This window comes from Streptococcus mitis SK1080 (assembly GCF_000220085.1).
Lineage (GTDB): Bacteria > Bacillota > Bacilli > Lactobacillales > Streptococcaceae > Streptococcus > Streptococcus mitis_K.
Map to the genome: position 1 here is coordinate 112,940 of NZ_AFQV01000023.1, position 20,853 is coordinate 133,792.

The window sequence follows — 20,853 nt, forward strand, 5'->3', positions numbered from 1 at the left end:
TTTACAAGAATAGTGTAAAATAGAAGGTGGACTATGTTTTTAAAACAAGTGTGGTACCAAAAATTAAAAATCATATCCTTTTCCTTAAATTCCTAAAATATTTAAGGGGGGGTATTTTTTAGTGCTCTAAAATAAAAATAAAAGAGAGGCGATTAAATGAGAAAATCATATCGTGAAGAGAACGGAGAAAAGGTATTCCGTTATTCTATTCGTAAGTGCCATTTTGGTGCTGCAAGTGTTGCAGTTGCAGCATTAATGTTTTTTGCAAATGGTGCGGTTAAGGCAGATACTTTACCAGTATCATCTGCTACGGCTAATACTGAAAAGGTAAATGATAGTGTTACGGAACTGGCTGAAGGTTTATCTACTGGCTTGAAAGATAATATTGAACCAAAAGCAGCTATTGAACCAAAAGCAGCTATTGAACCAAAAGCTGACACTGAAGGTTTACCGACTGGCTTGAAAAATAATATTGAATCAAAAGTTGAAACTGAACCAAAAGCTGTGACTGAAGGTGTATCGACTGGCTTGAAAGATAATATTGAACCAAAAGCAGCTACTGAATCAAAAGCTGCGACAGAAGGTGTATTGACTGGTTTGAAAGATAATGTAGAATCAAAAGTACAAACGACTGAATTACAAGAAAAAGTGAGTGCGTTACAATCAGAAGTGAATCGTATTCGTGCAAATGAAAAACAAAAAGCACAAATTGAACAAGCTGAAAAATTAATCAAGGAAGTAAATGACTTACAAGCTTCAAAAACAGCTACTCAAAAAGAAGTAGATGCAAAAGTTAAAGAAATTAAATCACTAACTTTTATCTTAAAATCAATGAAAGCAGAAGAAACTGTAAAACCAAAGAAAAACCAAGACAGCCGTAATGGTAAAAAGATGGTAAAAGGGACTGGTTTCAGAATAGGCGAAGGAACGCCTGAATCAACACCTCAACCAGAAGGTAACGTGATTGCTCATGGTGAAGACGGTGTGCCTTGGGAATTATATGGAAACGGGTATCTATTGTTTAAGCCAGAAGTTGGTAAGGATACGTTGACGAATAATTCTGGTGTATCTACTTGGAAAGATAATTATGGTGAACAAATTAAGCATGTTGGTTTTGCGGGTAAGGTTTATGCGCCTGAAAATAGTAGGTTTATATTTGCTAGACATAGTTATGATAATATTAAATTCACAGATAAAAAATTCAACCCGTTAACTTTTGATACTATGAATTTTGACACAAGTAAAGTTAAGAATATGAGTTATATGTTCTATGGTTTGTCTAAATTAACTAACTTAGATGTGACGAATTTTGACACAAGTAATGCAACAAATATGGGTTCTATGTTCTATGGTATGTCTAACTTAACTAACTTAGATGTGACGAATTTTAACACAAGTAATGTAACGATTCTGAGTTTTATGTTTTATGGTTTGTCTAACTTAACTAACTTAGATGTGACGCATTTTGACACAAGTAAAGTAGAGAATATGGGTGCTATGTTCTATGGTATGTCTAACTTAACTAACTTAGATGTGACGCGTTTTGACACAAGTAAAGTAGAGAATATGGGTGCTATGTTCAGTGGTATGTCTAAATTAACTAACTTAGATGTGACTCATTTTGACACAAGTAAAGTAACGAATATGGGTGTTATGTTCGCTGGTATGTCTAAATTAACTAACTTAGATGTGACGAATTTTAACACAAGTAAAGTAACAAGAATGGATTCTATGTTCAGAAGTATGTCTAACTTAACTAACTTAGATGTGACGAATTTTGACACAAGTAAAGTAACAAGAATGGATCTTATGTTCGATGGTGCAGGCAAACTTAAAGAACTTAAACTCGGAGATAAATTTAAAGCTGATGGGATTAGAACGATAATGCCAACTCACTCCTACGGCAACCAATATACCGATAAATGGCACAAGATTGAGGATAAAGAACACACGTATACGGTTTCAGATTGGGCGGATGCATACGCTGGTGACTCAACTGCAACTGCTGGAACGTGGGTACGTGAAGTATCAAATGCAACGTTGACATTCCAAGGTGAGAACTTTACTCCGGTTAAGGTAGCTCCAAGTGATACCGCATTACCAACATTATCAAGACCGAGTCAACCAAAACAAAATCATAAATTCCTAGGGTGGTCAAAAGACGGAACAAACCTATTGACGCGCGATGCTGTTAAACCTGGTGAAACGATTACTTTACAACCATTATGGCAACCAGTGAATAATACTACGACAAGAACTGAAGAAATACCTATAGCGACAATTTATCGTGCTGATGAGACAATTCCTTTTGAGTCTAGACAAGAAGTGGCTGGTCAAAAAGGTGAGAAAACTATCACAACTACTTATACTGTAGCTCCGTATACAGGTGAATTAACAAATCCTATTGAGTCTGAAAGAGTTACAACTGAAATGCAACCAAAAGTGATTAAAGTAGGCAATAAGAAAGTTGTTACAGAATCTATTCCGGCAACTAATCGCTATGTCGGTAATACAGAAAAAGATCGCGGTTATAGCAATCTGATAACTCAAGGTCAAGATGGTTTACGTACAATAACTACAACATACACTGTTAATGAGACGACTGGAAATCTTTCAGATCCGAGTACTTCAGAAACATCTACACCAATGACTCAGAATGTCTATGAAGTTGGTACAAAACCAAAAGTGTTTTACGGCAAAGAAGGTAATAAAGTAGTTAAAACTACAACTACTTACGTAGTCGATCCGACTAATGGAAATGTAACTGAAGCTTCAACAAAAGAAACTATTTCTGAAGATGGTGCTAAAGATAAGATCGTTACTGAAGATATTGAACCAAAAGTTGTTTATGAAAAAGATGATTCAAGAGAAAAAGATTCAGAAAATATCACTACTCCTGGTCAAAAAGGTAGCAAGGTTACAACAACAACATATACTGTAAATGAAAATACAGGAGCAGTAGAAGAACATCCACAAGAACCTGTTATTACTCCAGCGACTAACACTGTTGTTAAAGTAGCTGCAAAAGATAAAGTTACTTATAAAAAACAAGGTGATAACGTTGTTAAAACTACTACAGTTTATACTGTAAATCCTGAGAATGGTAACATCACTGAAGTTTCTACTGATGAAGTTACACAACCTAATGGTGCTAAAGACAAAGTAGTTACTGAAGATATTGAACCAAAAGTTGTTTATGAAAAAGATGATTCAAGAGAAAAAGATTCAGAAAATATCACTACTCCTGGTCAAAAAGGTAGCAAGGTTACAACAACAACATATACTGTAAATGAAAATACAGGAGCAGTAGAAGAACATCCACAAGAACCTGTTATTACTCCAGCGACTAACACTGTTGTTAAAGTAGCTGCAAAAGATAAAGTTACTTATAAAAAACAAGGTGATAACGTTGTTAAAACTACTACAGTTTATACTGTAAATCCTGAGAATGGTAACATCACTGAAGTTTCTACTGATGAAGTTACACAACCTAATGGTGCTAAAGACAACGCAGTTACACCAGCAGCAAAAACAAAAGTAGCAAACCCTGAGAAATTAACTGACGCTGAGAAGAAAGCAATCGAAGACAAAGTTAAAGCAGCAAATCCAGGTGCTGAAGTTGTAGTAGATGACAAAGGAAAAGCAGCAGTAGTTAAAGACGGTAATGTATCAGTTATCCCATCAACAGATTTAGTTAAAGTCCAAGACGATGCTAAGAAAGATAATGGTGGTAACGATGCAAACACACCAGCAGCTAAGACTGTAGTAGCAGATAAAGAAAGCTTAACTCCAGAAGAGAAAGCTGCTGTTAAGAAAGCTGTAGAAGCAGTCAACCCAGGTTCAACTGTAGTGGTAGACGACAAAGGAAACGCAACAGTAACGAAAGCTAACGGAACAGTTCTTAACATCCCATCAACAGACTTAGTAATCCCTGCTACCAACCTTGCTGACGAAGCAACAAATGCTAAAGTGAAAACACCAGTTACTCGTACATTAGTTGGAGCTAAAGAAAATTTAACAAAAGACGCAAAAGAAGCTGTTAAGAAAGCAATTGAAGCAGTCAACCCAGGAGCAACTGTAGTAGTAGACAACCAAGGAAACGCAACAGTAACATTACCAGACGGTTCTACAGCGACAATTTCTAATGAACAACTAGTGAAAGATAAAGAAGCTGTGTCTAAATCTAAACATGGTGGGGATAATCTTGATATCGACTTGAGTAAAGTAGAGGTAACAAATCTTGCGGCTATTACTCTAGAAGAAAAAGCGAAATTCCAATTCAAAGTTCTAGGTGCTATCACAAACGTTCCAGAATTCGATTTAGATGCTTACATTAAATCTACAGATGATAAAGGAAACACAGTTTACACATCTAAAAAAGATCCTAACGTGAAAATTACTATTGATGAAGATGGTAATGCAACAGCAACAGTCGAAAAAGATGGTAAGAAAGAAGTAGCTGTTAATATTGATAAAGCCGGAAATGTAACGATCGTTACAAAAGAAGGTCAAGTATTAGCTATTCCAAGAGATGACGCATTCAAACAACGTCCATATGTACCATCAAATGGTGGAGGTAATAACGGAGCTACTAACACTGACGCAAAAGTGGATAAAGCTAAGTTAGAAGGTGCTATCCATCAATTAGATGAATTGATCATTAAAGAATCAGCTAAGCTTGATGCAGAAAAAGCAAAAGAAGCGAATGACTTATTAGCAGACGCTAAGAAAGTATTTGCTAATGCAGACGCAAGTCAAGCAGAAGTAGATGCAATGGTGAAACGTTTAGAAGAATTCAAGTTAAACCAAGCTTCAGTAGCAACTGATGATCAAGCAGCTAACAATGCAACAAATGCATCAAACGGAGAAACTTCAGAAGATGCAACAGATGCTAAATTAGCAGCGAACGTTTCAAAACGACACAGTCAAAAAGAACTTCCAAACACAGGTACATCAACATTTGGAACAGTTCTTCCAGCAATCGCAGCTCTATTATCAGGAGTAGGCGTATTTGCAACAAAGAAAAAAGAAGATGAATAATCAATAGACAAGAGATTATGGAAGCAAGAAGAGAGTTTGACATTTTCAAAATGAAAACTATATTCTCAGATTGTTAAAACACCTTGTCGAAAAACAGCTCTCCGTATCACGTGGAGAGCTGTTTTTCAATATACTTGGTTATTGGACGCTTACGTTTCATCGTATTGTTTGTGTATGTTGAAAATATTCTTAAGTTAAGTCAAAATAGTTGAATGGTATGCAAGTTATTTCAAAATGTTATACCGACCGTATGGCAGGATGAAGCTAGTAATCAAGGAGCCTTTACGGACTTAAATAAATCAACAGCAGGTGCGCGTTTCGAACAAAACTTGCCAAAAGGAGAACAAGCTTTTCAGCTTTATTCACTGGGAACACCAAATGGTGTAAAGGCCACTATCTTATTGGAAGAATTACTAGAAGCTGGTTTTGAGCAAGCGGCTTACGACTTGTATAAGATTGCTATCATGGATGGGGATCAATTCGGTTCAGACTTCGTAAAGCTAAATCCAAATTCAAAGATTCCAGCCTTGTTGGATCAGTCTGGGACTGAAGAAGTAAGAGTCTTTGAGTCTGCTCATATTCTTCTGTACCTTGCTGAGAAATTTGGAGCCTTTCTACCAAGTAATCCTGTGGAAAAGGTAGAAGTTTTGAATTGGCTATTCTGGCAAGCAGGTGCAGCACCTTTTCTAGGTGGGGGATTTGGACATTTCTTTAATTATGCCCCTGAAAAATTGGAATATCCAATTAATCGTTTTACGATGGAAGTGAAACGCCAGTTGGATTTATTGGATAAGGAATTGGCTAAGAAACCTTATATTGCAGGCAATGATTATACGATTGCAGATATTGCTATTTGGTCTTGGTATGGACAGTTAGTTCAAGGAAAGCTTTACCAAGGTTCTGCAAAATTCTTAGATACCTCAAGTTATCAGAATTTAGTAAAATGGTCAGAAAAATTGCCAATCGTCCTGCTGTTAAGCGTGGTACAGAAGTAACTTATAAAGAAATTAATACTCTTCGAAAATCAAATTCAAACCACGTCAGCGTCGCCTTACCGTACTCAAGTACAGCCTACGGCTAGCTTCCTAGTTTGCTTTTTGATTTTCATTGAGTATAAATAGCAAAAAAGTCATCTTCGGATGGCTTTTTGCTACAGTTGAGGGAAAGGGCTTGCAGTTATCAGCTTTTGTGCTATAATTGCTATAATATAGTAAAAAGCAAGAGGAGTGTGAGGAAGTGGAAAAGAAAATTGTGAAGGATATTTTGTTTTTATCTCAGGTATCTCAGCCGGCAAGTCAGGAAGACCTGTATCTTGCCAGAGATTTGCAGGATACACTCTTAGCAAATCGAGAAACTTGTGTTGGTCTGGCTGCCAATATGATTGGGGTGCAGAAGCGCGTGATTATCTTTAATCTTGGTTTGGTTCCTGTGGTCATGTTTAACCCAGTGCTCCTGTCCTCTGAAGGACCTTATGAGACGGAAGAAGGTTGTTTGTCCTTGACAGGTGTGAGACCTACTAAGCGTTATGAAACCATAAGGATTGCATATCGTGACAGCAAGTGGCAGGAACAGACCATTACCTTGACAGGATTCCCAGCTCAGATTTGCCAGCATGAACTGGATCACTTGAAAGGACGAATCATTTAGGAGGAAAGCAAATGAAACGGATAATCTTTGAACTTATTTTTATCGCAACGACCTGGTATATCTTTTTACCGCCCCTTAACTTAACCAGCTGGGAATTTCTCTTTTTCCTCTGTGGGCATTTGCTGCTTGTAGCAATCTTATTTGGCTTTGGCAAGGGGATAAACCTTGTCAAAACGGTTCATGTGCGCCACGGCAAGGCAGAAGCTGCCTTAAATCTTGAGGGTTTCAAAATCAATCGGTTAGGGAAAATCCTTTTAGCTTCTATTGGAGGAATTCTTCTCTTAGCAGCCTTGGTTTCCTTGGTGACTTCCAGCATTTTTCAGGCTAAAAATTATGCCAATGTAGTCACGGTTACGGAAAAAGACTTTACTGAATTTCCTAAGACTGACACTAGTAAGGTTCCTATCTTAGATAGAAGTACTGCTGAAAAAATTGGCGACCGCTACTTGGGTTCCCTAACGGATAAGGTGTCGCAGTACGTAGCGGCAGATACCTATACCCAATTGACGATTGATGGGAAACCTTATCGGGTTACACCACTAGAATACGCAGATCCTATCAAATGGTTTAACAATCAAGCCAAGGGAATCGGCGAGTATATCAAGGTAGACATGGTAACTGGTAATGCGGACTTGGTGGACTTGAAGACACCAATCAAGTATTCTGATTCGGAGTATTTTAACCGTGACGTCAAACGTCACCTACGCTTGAAGTACCCAACTAAAATCTTCAAGACTCCATCTTTTGAGGTGGACGATGAGGGCAATCCTTTCTATGTGGCTACAGTTTACCAAAAGCAATTTGGACTTGCGGTTCCTCGTCCTGTTTCAGTTATTATCTTGGATGCTACAAATGGAGAAACCAAGGAATACAGCTTGGCAGATGTTCCGGAATGGGTGGACAGAGTTTATCCAGCTGAGGAAACCATTGAGCAAATCAACTACAACGGCAAGTACAAGGATGGTTTCTGGAATGCCATGATTTCCAAGAAAAACGTGACCCAGACTACCAAGGGCTATAATTACTTGTCTATCGGTAATGACATCTACCTCTACACAGGTGTGACATCGGCCAATGCAGATGAAAGTAATCTTGGTTTCATTCTTGAAAATATGCGAACAGGAGAAATCACTAAGTACAGCTTGGCTTCTGCGACCGAAGAATCAGCCCGTGAATCAGCCGAAGGTGCTGTTCAGGAGAAATCCTACAAGGCAACCTTCCCAATCCTCATCAACCTCAATGACAAGCCTCTCTACATCATGGGTTTGAAGGACAATGCAGGCTTGGTCAAAGAGTACGCTCTAGTAGACGCAGTCGAGTACCAGAATGTCATCGTAGCTACGACAGTGGAAGAGATGCTCAGTAAGTATGCCAATAAAAACGACCTTGAAATTGACAGTGCAACAACAGAAAGCATCAAGGGTGTGGTAGCAGACCTCAAATCAGCTGTTATCAAGGGAGACACCGTCTACTTCTTTAAAGTTGATGGCAAGATTTACAAGGTCAAGGCCTCTGTATCTGATGACCTTCCTTACCTTGAAAATGGTAAAACCTTCGAAGGTCAAGTAGGAAAAGATAACTATCTCAAGACCTTTAAAGTGCAGTAAAAAAGGTTTATTTAAGAAATGTATGTTATAATAAGGTAAATTAAGACTAATGGAGGACAAACAAATGGGTTTTTATGTGATGCTTGCTTCAATGCTACTCGGACTGCTCGCTTTGAAGATAGGTTTTTCTCAGTTCAAGGAGAAAAAAGATAAATTCTTATCTATCTTAACAAGTTTAGCTGGCCTAGCACTTGTTCTCGTAGCTGTCTGGTTAGGATGGCCAAAATAAATAGAGAAGCCTCGGTCAAACCGAGGTTTTTTAGATGAATTTCTTGGTAGTGGCAAAAAAATATGCTACACTATTGATATGAAAATTTTAATCCCAACAGCAAAAGAAATGAACACAGACTTGCCAAGTATCGAGGCAACTCCTTTAAAACCAGAAAGTCAGGCCGTGCTTGATGCCTTGGTCCTCTATTCTGCTAGTCAATTGGAGAGTTTTTACAAAGTTTCAGCCGAGAAAGCTGCGGAAGAATTTCAACATATCCAAGCTTTGAAAAGGCAAACTGCTCAACACTACCCAGCCTTGAAACTTTTTGATGGGCTTATGTACCGTCATATCAAGCGAGACAAACTGACCGAGGCAGAACAAGCCTATCTTGAAAACCATGTCTTTATTACCTCAGCGTTGTACGGTGTCGTTCCAGTCTTGTCACCTATGGCTCCTCACCGTTTGGATTTTTTGATGAAGTTGAAAGTCGCTGGTAAGACTTTGAAGAGCCATTGGAAGGCAGCTTATGATGAAGCTGTGAAGAAGGAAGAAGTGATTTTCTCTCTCTTGTCATCAGAATTTGAGACTGTATTTTCTAAGGAAATTAGAGAAAAGATGGTGACCTTCAAATTCATGGAGGGCAGAGGTGGTCAGCTGAAGATTCACTCAACCATTTCTAAGAAAGCGCGTGGTTCTTTCCTGACAGCCCTGATAGAAAATCAAGTACAGACGGTTGAGGAAGCTCGTCGCTTAAGCTTTGCAGGATTTAACTACCGAGAAGATTTGTCACAGCCACAGGAATTGGTTTTTGTAAAGGAAGTATGAAAAGATATTTTGTATTTGGCAATATGTATCATCAGCTATTTTAGTTTATAAATGAGAAAAAAGCGAACAAGCTAGTCTTCTGAGTGTCAGAAAAGTAGTCTTGTTCGCTTTTATTATGTGTTACTAGATCGCATTGACCAAGTCTTGAGCTTGTTTTTCAAGTGAGTTTAGGACTGATTCTTCGAGAACCAATTTTCCGTCTGCCCAGGCAGAGTCATTGACACGTGCAGCAGTGAAATCACCAACGACTTGTGTACGGATAAATGGCAAGAGGTCTTTGTAAATAGCGAAAAGTTGATCGTGACCTGCATTGGCTACAGATGATACTGTGACAAACTTGTCTTGAAGAGCAGAAGCACCACGTGTATCAGATAAGTCAAGGGCACGAGATAGCCAGTCAAGCAAGTTTTTCACTGTTCCAGGGATAGAGAAGTTGTAGACTGGCGAGAAGATCCAGATGGCATCCGCAGCGAGAACCGCTTCGCGAGCAGCCGCTACAGCTGGATGTGTTGGAACTTCCAAATCTTGGCTGAAGAGAGGAAGGGATGAATAATCAAGGTAGCTAACTTCTGCTTTACCAGCAAGTGCTTTCTCAGCTTCGAGAGCCATTTGGTGGTTGAAAGAACCTTGACGTAGTGATCCGACGATAAATAATACTTTTTTAGACATGATGTGTCTCCTTTTTCTTAAATTTCCGAGAGCTCTCTCGTTGTTATGAAATATATTACAACAAAACAAAAGGACTTGCAAGAAATTTGCTCAGAGTTTATTTGAAAATTATAAAATTACAGAAGCTCTGGTCAGTTGCCACTGGAAAAGTAAGAACTGTTTTTTGGATTCTGGTTTGCTTTGCAGGAAGAAATAAAGTGCGATTGTTCCTATATTCTCTTGTAATATGATGACATAAGTGCTAAAATAAACAAGAAAACTCGCAATAGAAACCGCAGAACAGCTATTTTCCGGTATCATTTCATAAATTATTAAAGGAACAATAATGGCATTGAAGAATGCTTCTAAAAAGGGGTGGAGATCATGTAAGGCACAGATTAACAAGTGACGGACAAAAGAAATAATAATACACTTGTTAAGGAGAAAAGATGTTAATAAGAAATTATCGGAAAAATATTGGCCTGATGGCCGGAGTTGAGTTTTTTGCATTTTTAGGGATTACCAGTTTTTGGATTCTCTTTCTCAGTCAAAACGGAATGTCTCTTTGGCAGATTGGACTTCTGGAAAGTATTTTTCATACGACCAGTCTTCTCTGTGAAATTCCATCTGGAATGTTAGCTGACCGCTATTCCTATAAGACCAACCTTTATTTAAGTCGTATAGCAGGGATTGTGTCTTCTATTCTCATGTTGGCTGGGCAGGGAAATTTTTGGATTTATGCACTAGCAATGGCGGTGAGTGCCTTGTCTTATAATTTTGATTCAGGCACAAGCGCAGCAATGGTCTATGACTCGGCTGTAGAGGCTGGACTAAAGGAGCGTTACTTATCTATTTCAAGTTTTATGTCAGGAGTGTCAGAAGGAACTCGGTCTTTGGGGACAGTGTTGGCGGGATTTTTTGTCCATGGTCAATTGCACCTGACCTACTATATCATGATTGCGACTTCTATCATAGTTCTTTTCCTGATTTGGATGCTGAAAGAACCTAGTGTCAAGCTAGAAAAAGCTGATAGTGTGAGCATGAAACAGATTATTTGGACCGTTAAGGATGAGTTGAAGCGAAATCCCATGCTGTTCAACTGGATGATTTTGTCTCAGATTGTCGGAGTACTCATGTGCATGTTTTACTTTTACTATCAAAATCAGTTACCAGATTTAAGTGGTTGGCAAATTTCAGCAGTTATGCTACTTGGTAGTCTCTTGAATATCGTCGCAGTCTATCTAGCGAGTAGGATTGGAAAGAACTATGCTGCCTTGAAGCTTTTCCCTGTCCTCGTCCTGCTGACTGGAGTTACCTACCTACTGTCCTATTTTGGAACACCTCTAATCTATATTTTGATTTATTTGATTAGTAATGCTCTATATGCTCTTTTTCAGCCGATTTTTGACAACGATTTGCAAGAGCGCCTTCCAAGTGAAGTAAGGGCAACCATGCTGAGTGTCTACTCTATGATGTTTAGCCTGAGTATGATTGTCTTCTTCCCACTGACAGGCTGGTTGATTGATCATTTAGGCTTTGTAGTAACATTTCTTTATCTAGGATTCTTTTTAGTCATGATTAGCCTTCTACTGCCTGTATTTTTAGGAAAAATGGCTAAAAGAATAGATGATAAAATAATTCCATAGATTAAAAGAACTTACGAAAACTTGAGTGCCAAGCTCAGGTTTTTTAATAGGTTGATTTTGGAGCTGTCTTTAATTTTCTTGCTCGGTTTTAACTAAGAAAAATCTGTTTGCTTTGAAGGGAGAAATAGAATTGGTTTCTTATACTCAATGAAAATCAAAGAGCAAACTAGGAAGCTAGCCGCAGACAGTACTTGGGTACGGCAAGGCGACGCTGACAAAGTTTGAATTGGATTTTCGCAGAGTATTCTTATATTCACTTGTAATAAAGCAAGATAGATGGTAAAATAGACGAGTGAAAAAAAGACAAAACAAAGCAAAAAATAATCTACTGTGGCAGTATGGTCTAGGGATGACGATTTTGTTTGTGGTTATCAGTGCTTCCTTTCTGTATCTAGTGTTTCTGAGTATGAAACCTTATCAAACAGCTAAAAGTGAAGGAGAAAAATTAGCTCAGCAGTATGCAGGATTAGAGCAGGCTGATCAGGTTGACTTATACAATGGCTTGGAATCTTATTACAGCGTTCTTGGTCGTAATAAAAAACAAGAAGCACTTGCTGTCCTGATTGGGAAAGATGACCATAAGATCTACGTTTATCAGCTAAATCAAGGTGTTTCACAAGAAAAAGCAGAAGCGGTTTCTAAGGAAAAAGGAGCTGGCGAAATTGATAAGATTACTTTTGGTCGTTATCAAGATAAGCCAATCTGGGAAGTCAAGTCAGGCTCTGATTTTTATCTAGTAGATTTTGAAACAGGAGCATTGGTCGATAAGGAGGGCCTATGAAACTATCCAAGCGTGTTTTAGAAATGGAAGAAAGTGTTACTTTAGCTAGTGATGCGAGAGCAAAGAAGTTAAAGGCTGAAGGAAAAGATGTACTTTTCTTAACTTTAGGTCAGCCCGATTTCCATACTCCCAAAAATATTCAAGATGCAGCAGTTAAAGCTATTCGAGAAGGACAGGCTTCCTTCTATACAGTAGCTTCAGGTCTACCAGAATTAAAAGCTGCAGTGAATACCTACTTCGAGCGTTACTATGGCTATTCTGTCGCAAGTAATGAGGTTACCTTTGCCACAGGTGCCAAGTTCTCCCTCTATACTTTCTTTATGGCTGTGGTCAATCCAGGTGATGAAGTTATCATCCCAACCCCATATTGGGTCAGCTATGGAGATCAGGTCAAGATGGCAGAAGGTGTGCCAGTCTTTGTTCCTGCTAAGGAAGACAATCACTTTAAGGTGACCGTAGAGCAGTTGGAAGCAGCTCGCACAGACAAAACCAAGGTTTTGGTGCTGAATTCGCCATCTAATCCGACTGGTATGATTTACACTCGCGAGGAACTCTTGGCTATCGGAAATTGGGCAGTTGAACATGACATTCTCATCTTAGCAGATGATATTTATGGTCGTTTGGTCTATAACGGGAATGAGTTCGTACCAATCTCTAGTCTATCAGAAGCCATTCGCAAGCAAACCATTGTCATTAACGGTGTATCTAAGGCCTATGCAATGACGGGTTGGCGGGTAGGTTATGCAGTGGGTGATCCAGAAATCATTGCTGCTATGAGCAAATTGACAGGTCAAACAACTTCTAACCTAACTGCTGTTTCACAATATGCAACTATCGAAGCCCTAACTGGACCGCAAGATTCTGTGGAAGTTATGCGTCAAGCATTTGAAGAACGTCTCAATACCATCTATCCACTCTTGTGTGAAGTCCCTGGTTTTGAAGTTGTCAAACCACAAGGAGCTTTCTATCTCTTTCCAAATGTCAAAAAAGCTATGGAGATGAAAGGTTATAGCGATGTAACAGCATTTACGACGGCTATTCTTGAAGAAGTTGGTCTAGCCTTGATTACAGGAGCAGGATTCGGAGCACCAGAAAATGTGCGCCTCAGTTATGCGACAGACCTAGACACGCTTAAAGAAGCAGTTAAACGCTTGAAAGCATTTATGGGTAGTGAGAATGATTGATCATTTTGAAATTAAGGTAAAGGATTTACAAATTTCAGAAGGATTTTATAGGAGTTTTCTCGCTCCTTTGGGCTATAAATTGGCTTTTAAGACCACTTCTCTAATCAGTTTTCTTGCCCCAAACAGCCCTCATCCTGGTGGTGATTTTTGGCTGGCTCAGGGGAAGCAAAATCCTATTCACTTTGCTTTTTTAGCAGAAAATAAGGAAGAGGTTCAAGCTTGTTATGAGGCTGGTTTAGAGGCAGGTGGGCGAGACAATGGAGATCCTGGCTATCGCAGTGAGCATCCGATTTACTACGCTGCTTTTGTGATTGACCCAGATGGGAACAATATAGAAGTGGTTTGCCATAAAGAATAAAAAAGAAAAAGGAAAAACAATGACAAAACGTGTAACGATTATTGATGTAAAAGACTATGTTGGTCAGGAAGTGACGATTGGCGCTTGGGTTGCCAACAAATCAGGAAAAGGGAAAATCGCCTTCTTGCAATTGCGTGATGGAACAGCCTTCTTTCAAGGTGTAGCCTTTAAACCAAACTTTGTCGAAAAATTTGGTGAAGAAGTGGGACTTGAGAAGTTTGATATCATCAAACGCTTGAGCCAAGAAACTTCTGTTTATGTGACAGGAATTGTCAAAGAAGACGAACGTTCTAAATTTGGTTATGAGTTGGACATTACAGACATCGAAGTGATTGGTGAATCTCAAGACTACCCAATCACACCAAAAGAACATGGAACAGACTTCTTGATGGACAACCGTCACTTGTGGCTCCGTTCTCGTAAGCAAGTAGCTGTGATGCAAATTCGTAACGCTATCATCTACGCAACTTATGAGTTCTTTGACAAGAACGGCTTCATGAAGTTTGATAGCCCAATTCTTTCAGGAAATGCGGCTGAAGATTCAACGGAACTCTTTGAAACAGACTACTTCGGAACGCCAGCCTACTTGAGCCAATCAGGTCAGCTTTACTTGGAAGCAGGAGCTATGGCCCTTGGCCGTGTCTTTGACTTTGGTCCAGTTTTCCGTGCTGAAAAATCAAAAACACGTCGTCACTTGACTGAGTTCTGGATGATGGATGCTGAGTACTCATACTTGACACATGATGAGTCGCTTGACTTGCAAGAAGCTTATGTAAAAGCTCTTCTTCAAGGTGTTCTTGACCGTGCGCCTCAAGCCTTGGAAACCTTGGAACGTGATACAGAACTCTTGAAACGCTACATTGCAGAGCCATTCAAACGTATCACTTACGATCAAGCTATTGACCTCTTGCAAGAGCATGAAAATGATGAAGATGCTGACTACGAGCATCTTGAGCATGGTGATGACTTTGGTTCACCACATGAAACTTGGATCTCAAACCACTTTGGTGTGCCAACATTTGTCATGAACTATCCAGCAGCCATCAAGGCCTTCTACATGAAACCAGTTCCTGGAAATCCAGAGCGCGTGCTTTGTGCGGACTTGCTTGCCCCAGAAGGCTATGGAGAAATTATCGGTGGGTCTATGCGTGAGGAAGACTACGATGCTCTTGTAGCTAAGATGGATGAACTTGGTATGGATCGTACAGAGTACGAATTCTACCTTGACCTTCGTAAATACGGTACAGTTCCACACGGTGGATTTGGTATCGGTATCGAGCGTATGGTAACCTTCGCGGCAGGAACAAAACACATCCGTGAAGCCATTCCGTTCCCACGTATGTTGCACCGTATTAAACCATAAATAATGAGATAAAAGTAAAAGGTTCTATCGGCCTTTTACTTTTTTTGATGTCGAAATTGAAAAATATTATAATTTTTTAAAAGATGATTTATCACCCTATTTATTTGCATTTTTATGCAATATATATAAATATACATTCAAGCATACTTGGAAGTAGCCTAATAATATTATTTTTCTGTACCTAGGACACAAAAATAATCTTTTTTTTGAAAAAATAGACCAATTACTTAAAAATTACGTTGGAATATGATACAATTAACAAAATATATCTGTACTCGCGAGTGCATATATATATATATATATATATATATAAGGTGGTAAACAATGTTTAAATTGTCGAGACAACAAAAAGATCATCGATATTTTTGTGGCAATAGATACGAAAAATATTCGATCAAAAAATTAAAAGTTGGTGCTGCGAGTGTTTTAATCGGGGCAGGATTTTTGTTTGGTTATCATGTTGAAGCTAGTGAAAAAGATGCATCGATTGCAAATGTAACAGATAGTGGTTACAACAGAACTGGAACTGGTAATTCAGAAGTAGTAGACGCGCAAGAATTTGTAATGGTGACACATGAGAAACCAGGTGGTGTAGTAGAAGATGTAGCTATTTTAAAATCAAATTTTTCAGAAAATCTTGATCAATTAAAGAAAGATTATCCAGGATTTACTGCGACAAGCTTACAACTTGTTGGAATAAATAAATATAAAATTACATATGTACCGGTTACTACAACAAATCAACCGAATACTACAACAGAATCTGTAGCTACTATAGAAAATTCTAATAATTCAGATTCTACATCAGCTACTGCTAATCAAACACAACCAACTGCTGAAAATAGAGTCAGTTTACAAGGGCATCTTGTCGGAAATCAAACAGAATATAATGTAGGAGAACAGATCATCTCAACATTTAGATTAGATGTATCAGCTCCTTCAAAATTAGAAGAAGGTTCTTATATTTTAGTGAATTTACCTGAGAATGAACCTATTACTGATGTACAATTTGGTACAGCTTTAAGAGTGGAAAAAGTAACGGATACACAGTATAAGATTTATACTGGAGAAGTTCCAAGTGGTTCTTATGGTAATTTCAATATTAGTTATAAATTTGATAAATATAGAACTGGCCGTAATTCTCAAACTTCTATCACTTCTCAAGTGATGGATAAAAATGGGAATCCAATTTCACCTGAAAAGACTACTAAGTCAGTGGTAGCAAATACAAATAAGAGTGGATATGCTAGTATTCATGTGGACAGTGAAAGTGGTGCTAGAGATTTAGCTTTATTTAACACAAATGCACCCGGCGACTCTATTGATGAAACTAAGAATAAAGAATTAGTTTTAAAATTAACGACATTAAATAAAGAAGTTGCTGCTGTCAATAAAATACAACATGCTATTACTTTACCGACAGGAGCTATAGTATCAGAAACATCTAAGAATGCAGGATGGACACAGGAAGGAAATATTGCTCGTTATACAAGAATAATACCAGATGCGAAACCTGTATTTGATCAAGGAAATAATACTAGTGATGATACACTTCGCTTAAACATGCGTCAAACAGGAACCTTAGAAGAGTTTCTTAAAGGAAAAGAATTTACTTTTACAGATAATGTAACTTATACAGATAAATCAGGAGAAACGAATACAAGTCAAGGAACAACTTCGTTAGTTGTGAAGGCTGTGAATCCATATAAAGATAACGGAGATGGAGCAACGCCAAATGTAGCAGGAGCACAACCTCCATTAGTAATTAATAACTATACTAATGAACAAAATCATGAAAATAGAGTGAATATAGCAATTCCTGGAATTAATACGGAAACAGATGATAAGAGAATTATTGTTTTCTGGAGAAGTGTAGATACTCCAACAAAAGTTAAGGAAGTTGAATTAACGATTGATAGTGATTTTGATCAAAAGAGATCAATTGAATTTTATGGGACTTGGAATAAGAATGGAGCATATGCAGCTTGGTATGCACCGGATAATCTAGGAACAAGTAATACTTTTGAAGTGTATACAGTGACTGGAACAAATGAAACAAAAATTGGAGAGATCGCATTTAAAAAGAATGGAGGTACTTCAATAGATTTACCTGAAGGTACAACCCGAGTTTTATTAAAGCCAAAAGGTGAAATGACATTTACAAATGATACGCTTAGTCAAGCGGGTATTTATTTACATCAAAACTTAAAAGGCTTAGAAAAAGCTAAACAAATGGTTTTAGAAGGAAAAGAAGCTAAGAGTATCGTTACTGCAAAAGTTTCAACTCAAGATACAGATGTGGTCAATACAAGTATTTCTAAAACGATTTTAGCAGATACTAGAACAGCTTTAAAACTGACATCGAGAACTGGGAAAATAGAAACGGTTCTAGCAGGGAATAAAACACAATCATTAAGTTCTGGAATAGAAGCTTATGATTACTCACCTTCAGGTTTAGGGAATCGTGTATATAGTACATTGACATCACACCTTGCTACTACTGATAAAAAATTAGATTATCTTGGAGCGAAGAATCCTAAAATTATTGTGGAATTGCCGGATGGCTTTAGTTATGCAGGAGATAGCCCACTTGTAACTAAAGATGATAATTATCAAAATACTGGTAAACGTGTATTGATTATTGACCCGAAAGATTCAAATACTCGTGAGAATGTAACTCCGAATTTAGAGTTTAATGTAGCACAATGGGTTCAAACAGGTAGTTATCGTTTGAAATATACATTAGTTTGGGATGAAAATAGATTCCTACATGGGTTAAATCCTAATAATGAGTTTGATGGAGATAAGACAATTATCAATACATCAACTTTCACTTATGAAATTCCTGTAAGTAATACATCAGCGACACGATTACACGTAGATGTAACCGATAAAAATGATCAACGAGAAGGTTACACAACATCGTTACAGAATTTAGCTCCAAAAACAGATGTGACATATCGTTTTACATTATCAAATACAGATAATTCAAAATTATCGAATAATGAAGTGCTTGTGACATTACCTAAACAAGGGGACAAGAATATTGTTGATACAAGTATAGCTCGTAATTCTGCATTTGATGTGGAAGCTACAGGAGAAGCAATAGCTCCTGCAGGATGGACAGCATACTACTCAACTTCTCCAATTAATGGAAATGCAAATGAAGTTGCTACAGCAACAACTTTAACAGCTGATCAAGTGACAGATTGGAGCAAGGTTACAGCAGTTAAGTTTGTTTCTAATCAAGGAACTACATTAAATCCGGGATTATCAAATGAATTTTTAGTACCAGCAAGAATTTCTAAAGATGCAAAAGATAAACAGGTAGCTTATATTTCAGCAGCAGCAAAAACAAATGCGGAGGAAATATATAATGAGGCGAATGTAGCTTCTGTTACTATTAAAATAGAAAATATAAAAAATGGAGCTGTCAAAATTGCATATGAAGATATGCAGGGAAATGCGATTAAACCAACAATAACAGCTATTGAAAAAAGAGCTTATACAAAAGATTATAATGTAGATACAGAAGAATATCGTCCTGATGAATTTACATATAATGGCATAGCGTATAGATATATGCGAGTCAAAGAAACTTCGGCTCCGGTTGAAGGTATTATTAACAGTGAAGAAATTACAGTGACTTATGTTTATGATACTTTGTATGAAAATGTTCCAGAAACAAAAGTCATCACGCGTACAATTAAGTATGTAGATGCAAGCGACGAAACTACAGAAGTATCACCAAAAGTTGTTCAGAATGTTACGCTAACAAGAACAAACAAGCGAAACAAAGTAACGAATGCACTTGAAGAAGGAACATGGTCACAAGGAAGTTGGGCAGAACAAGCTTCACCAACCGTAGCAAACTATGGAACACCAGATAAAGCAAGTGTAGAGTCAGTGGCAGTAACACCAACAATGGAAAATGCCGAAGTAGTCGTGAAGTATCCACAAGCAAAAGAAGACGAAGTAGAAACAAAAGTCATCACGCGTACAATTAAGTATGTAGATGCAAACGACGAAACTACAGAAGTATCGCCAAAAGTTGTTCAGAATGTTACGCTAACAAGAACAAACAAGCGAAACAAAGTAACGAATGCACTTGAAGAAGGAACATGGTCACAAGGAAGTTGGGCAGAACAAGCTTCGCCAACAGTAGCAAACTATGGAACACCAGATAAAGCAAGTGTAGCGTCAGTGGCAGTAACACCAACAATGGAAAATGCCGAAGTAGTCGTGAAGTATCCACAAGCAAAAGAAGACGAAGTAGAAACAAAAGTCATCACACGTAGGATCAACTACCTAGAAAAAGGTACAAATAAAGTCTTGAAAGATCCAGCGGTACAAAGCGTGACGTTATCAAGAACAAAAACAACAAACAAAGTCACTGGAGAAGTTACATACGGAGAATGGAGCAAGGGCAGTTGGTCAGAAGTAATACCAGAATCAATAGCAAACTACAAAGTTCCAAGTGTCACAAGAGTAGAAGCGACAGAAGTAACATCAACAACAGATGATAAAACAATTGATGTATACTATGAAGCAGATACAAAACCAGAGCCTAAACCAGAGCCTAAACCAGAGCCTAAACCAGAGCCTAAACCAGAGCCTAAGCCAGAGCCTAAGCCAGAGCCTAAGCCAGAGCCTAAGCCAGAGCCTAAGCCAGAGCCTAAGCCAGAGCCTAAGCCAGAGCCTAAACCAGAGCCTAAGCCAGAGCCTAAACCAGAGCCTAAGCCAGAGCCTAAGCCAGAGCCTAAACCAGAGCCTAAGCCAGAGCCTAAACTAGAGCCTAAGCCGGAACCAGCACCAGTTCCATCAACACCAGAGACTCCTGAACAACCAGTAGCTCCAGTGCAACCGGAACAACCAACAACTCCAACCCAACCTGCTGTTCCAACACCAGCTGAAACATCAGTAGCAACTGATTCAGCTACTCAACCAGCAACACCTAAATATGTTGAAGGTCAAAAAGAGTTACCTAACACAGGTACAGAAGCTAATGCTAGTCTAGCTGCACTTGGACTCCTTGGAGCTTTGAGTGGATTTGGATTTCTTGCTCGCAAGAAAAAAGAGGACTAAAAACTCATAGTTTTTGAGAAGATGATTCGTCATCTTCTTTTTTTATTTTAGTGTTTTTACTTGCGTAAAAAAATTTTTTCTAGTATAATAGTTTATTGTGAGCGAACCTCACTTACCCCTTGCAAAGTCTTGGGGTCATTAGACCAAAAGGAGGAACATATCAATGGCTAAATACGAAATTCTTTATATCATTCGTCCAAACATTGAAGAAGAAGCTAAAAACGCTTTGGTAGCACGTTTTGACTCTATTTTGACTGACAACGGTGCAACTGTTGTTGAATCAAAATCTTGGGAAAAACGTCGTCTTGCATACGAAATCAAAGATTTCCGTGAAGGACTTTACCACATCGTTAACGTTGAAGCAAACGACGACGTAGCTCTTAAAGAGTTTGACCGTCTTTCAAAAATCAACGCTGACATTCTTCGTCACATGATCGTCAAAACTGACGCGTAAGAAG

The 20,853-nt window shown here is 38.3% G+C and carries 13 protein-coding genes and 1 pseudogene; 13 read left to right on the plus strand and 1 reads right to left on the minus strand.

Translation table 11 applies throughout. From position 1 onward, the window contains the following. Nucleotides 1–156 precede the first annotated feature (156 nt). From HMPREF9957_RS13425 to yaaA, 6 genes and pseudogenes are all read left to right on the plus strand, one after another. The gene (locus HMPREF9957_RS13425; RefSeq protein ID WP_001232443.1) at nt 157–5,040 is read left to right on the plus strand and encodes a BspA family leucine-rich repeat surface protein; all 4,884 of its coding nucleotides are present in this window, start codon (nt 157–159) and stop codon (nt 5,038–5,040) included. A 212-nt stretch (nt 5,041–5,252) separates the two neighbouring features. Next, nucleotides 5,253–6,049, plus strand: a pseudogene (gene yghU / locus HMPREF9957_RS09845) (glutathione-dependent disulfide-bond oxidoreductase); the annotation flags it as partial. 227 nt (nt 6,050–6,276) lie between these two features. After that, a complete protein-coding gene (locus HMPREF9957_RS09850) occupies nt 6,277–6,687 on the plus strand; it encodes a peptide deformylase (RefSeq protein WP_000412228.1) in 411 nt (136 codons plus the stop codon). Between the two features lie 11 nt (nt 6,688–6,698). Then, nucleotides 6,699–8,294: a hypothetical protein gene (locus HMPREF9957_RS09855; protein ID WP_000821215.1), complete on the plus strand. Its 1,596-nt coding sequence runs from the start codon at nt 6,699–6,701 to the stop codon at nt 8,292–8,294. Between the two features lie 64 nt (nt 8,295–8,358). Beyond that, entirely contained in the window at nt 8,359–8,523 is a 165-nt protein-coding gene (locus tag HMPREF9957_RS09860; protein WP_000508321.1) for a YczI family protein, read from the plus strand. Between the two features lie 78 nt (nt 8,524–8,601). Continuing rightward, on the plus strand, nt 8,602–9,330 hold the full coding sequence (yaaA, locus tag HMPREF9957_RS09865; protein ID WP_000697788.1) for a peroxide stress protein YaaA: 729 nt from the start codon (nt 8,602–8,604) through the stop codon (nt 9,328–9,330). 123 nt (nt 9,331–9,453) lie between these two features. Here the strand turns inward: yaaA and HMPREF9957_RS09870 are convergent, their stop codons facing one another. Further along, nucleotides 9,454–9,999, minus strand: coding sequence for an NADPH-dependent FMN reductase (locus HMPREF9957_RS09870; protein WP_000039640.1), 546 nt, complete (start codon nt 9,997–9,999; stop codon nt 9,454–9,456). A gap of 428 nt (nt 10,000–10,427) precedes the next feature. Here HMPREF9957_RS09870 and HMPREF9957_RS09880 point away from each other — a divergent pair, with 428 nt between their 5' ends. The 7 genes from HMPREF9957_RS09880 to rpsF all read left to right on the plus strand — a co-directional run bounded on the left by HMPREF9957_RS09880 (nt 10,428) and on the right by rpsF (nt 20,849). After that, nucleotides 10,428–11,624 (plus strand): MFS transporter, encoded by a 1,197-nt coding sequence (locus HMPREF9957_RS09880; RefSeq protein WP_000908500.1) that lies wholly within the window; start codon nt 10,428–10,430, stop codon nt 11,622–11,624. Nucleotides 11,625–11,916: 292 nt separating this feature from the next. Then, nucleotides 11,917–12,405: a cell wall elongation regulator TseB-like domain-containing protein gene (locus tag HMPREF9957_RS09885; protein ID WP_000747243.1), complete on the plus strand. Its 489-nt coding sequence runs from the start codon at nt 11,917–11,919 to the stop codon at nt 12,403–12,405. Continuing rightward, nucleotides 12,402–13,589, plus strand: coding sequence for a pyridoxal phosphate-dependent aminotransferase (locus tag HMPREF9957_RS09890; RefSeq protein ID WP_000777454.1), 1,188 nt, complete (start codon nt 12,402–12,404; stop codon nt 13,587–13,589). The genes HMPREF9957_RS09885 and HMPREF9957_RS09890 overlap by 4 nt, the downstream gene beginning before the upstream one ends. After that, nucleotides 13,582–13,947 (plus strand): VOC family protein, encoded by a 366-nt coding sequence (locus HMPREF9957_RS09895; RefSeq protein ID WP_000565228.1) that lies wholly within the window; start codon nt 13,582–13,584, stop codon nt 13,945–13,947. Before HMPREF9957_RS09890 ends, HMPREF9957_RS09895 begins: the two co-directional genes overlap by 8 nt. Nucleotides 13,948–13,966: 19 nt before the next feature. Next, complete coding sequence (gene asnS, locus HMPREF9957_RS09900; RefSeq protein WP_000167142.1) at nt 13,967–15,310, plus strand: asparagine--tRNA ligase; 1,344 nt, start codon at nt 13,967–13,969, stop codon at nt 15,308–15,310. 324 nt (nt 15,311–15,634) lie between these two features. Continuing rightward, nucleotides 15,635–20,395, plus strand: a complete 4,761-nt coding sequence (locus HMPREF9957_RS12305; protein WP_000475595.1) for a mucin-binding protein — start codon at nt 15,635–15,637, stop codon at nt 20,393–20,395. Nucleotides 20,396–20,558: 163 nt separating this feature from the next. Beyond that, on the plus strand, nt 20,559–20,849 hold the full coding sequence (rpsF, locus tag HMPREF9957_RS09910; RefSeq protein ID WP_001151780.1) for a 30S ribosomal protein S6: 291 nt from the start codon (nt 20,559–20,561) through the stop codon (nt 20,847–20,849). Nucleotides 20,850–20,853 lie beyond the last annotated feature (4 nt).

Bases quoted from the DNA above. Each gene is read 5' to 3' on its own strand.
- HMPREF9957_RS12305 (WP_000475595.1), top strand. From the start codon at position 15,635: ATGTTTAAATTGTCGAGACAACAAAAAGATCATCGATATTTTTGTGGC.
- HMPREF9957_RS09860 (WP_000508321.1), top strand. From the start codon at position 8,359: ATGGGTTTTTATGTGATGCTTGCTTCAATGCTACTCGGACTGCTCGCT.
- HMPREF9957_RS09855 (WP_000821215.1), top strand. From the start codon at position 6,699: ATGAAACGGATAATCTTTGAACTTATTTTTATCGCAACGACCTGGTAT.
- asnS (WP_000167142.1), top strand. From the start codon at position 13,967: ATGACAAAACGTGTAACGATTATTGATGTAAAAGACTATGTTGGTCAG.
- HMPREF9957_RS09895 (WP_000565228.1), top strand. From the start codon at position 13,582: ATGATTGATCATTTTGAAATTAAGGTAAAGGATTTACAAATTTCAGAA.
- HMPREF9957_RS09890 (WP_000777454.1), top strand. From the start codon at position 12,402: ATGAAACTATCCAAGCGTGTTTTAGAAATGGAAGAAAGTGTTACTTTA.
- yaaA (WP_000697788.1), top strand. From the start codon at position 8,602: ATGAAAATTTTAATCCCAACAGCAAAAGAAATGAACACAGACTTGCCA.
- HMPREF9957_RS09870 (WP_000039640.1), bottom strand. From the start codon at position 9,999: ATGTCTAAAAAAGTATTATTTATCGTCGGATCACTACGTCAAGGTTCT.
- HMPREF9957_RS09880 (WP_000908500.1), top strand. From the start codon at position 10,428: ATGTTAATAAGAAATTATCGGAAAAATATTGGCCTGATGGCCGGAGTT.
- HMPREF9957_RS13425 (WP_001232443.1), top strand. From the start codon at position 157: ATGAGAAAATCATATCGTGAAGAGAACGGAGAAAAGGTATTCCGTTAT.
- rpsF (WP_001151780.1), top strand. From the start codon at position 20,559: ATGGCTAAATACGAAATTCTTTATATCATTCGTCCAAACATTGAAGAA.